The sequence below is a fragment of the Halobellus sp. Atlit-38R genome, from assembly GCF_003665925.1.
GTDB lineage: Archaea > Halobacteriota > Halobacteria > Halobacteriales > Haloferacaceae > Haloquadratum > Haloquadratum inordinatus.
Genome location: NZ_QXIJ01000126.1, coordinates 1 through 611, shown reverse-complemented (window position 1 = coordinate 611; position 611 = coordinate 1). Strand labels below are relative to the sequence as shown.

The 611-nt window shown below is 68.1% G+C and carries 2 pseudogenes; one reads left to right on the top strand and one right to left on the bottom strand.

From position 1 onward, the window contains the following. Positions 1-124, top strand: a pseudogene (locus D3D02_RS18475) (winged helix-turn-helix domain-containing protein); the annotation flags it as partial. 36 nt (positions 125-160) lie between these two features. Here the strand turns inward: D3D02_RS18475 and D3D02_RS18470 are convergent. Further along, positions 161-611: pseudogene (locus D3D02_RS18470) on the bottom strand (helix-turn-helix domain-containing protein); the annotation flags it as partial.

Here is a 611-nt window from a genome sequence, read left to right as displayed (position 1 = left end):
CGCGTTCTACAAGGAGTACGGCGAGCTCATCACGAACCTCCGCAACTCCGTCGTGACGAACGTCCTCAAGTTCGGGACGGATCCCGAACTGTTCGAGGTGTTTCAGGAGGACGCCGACGACTGAGACGCACCGGGGCCACGCGCCGGATCAGTCGAACTCGCCGAACCGAGTGACGGCCTCCAGCTCCTCCGTCGGCGGGTCCTCGAACGCGTCGCGCGCGATCGACCGCCGGTGGACCTCGTCCGCGCCGTCGAGCACGTCCACCGGGCTGGAGAAAGGCTGGTCGAACAGTTCCTCCAGCTGGATCGCCACCTCGATGGAGGCGTTCATCCCGTCCTCGTACTTCGAGACGGTGCGCCGGGAGACGCCCAGCTCGTTCGCGAGCCGGCCGAGCGACCAGCCGCGCTCCTCGCGTTCGTCGGCCAGCAGGTCGCCGTCGAGGCTGACGTACAGGCCGCCGGGGGCGGCGTAGATGAGCGGCGGCATCCCCTCGACGAACAGGTCGTAGGCGGTGTCGGGGTTGATCACCGGGACGCCGTGACGGAAGTAGACGACGCCGGGCTTCAGCTCCTCGTCGCGGGTTCGGATCCCGATCACCATCGGCGTCCCC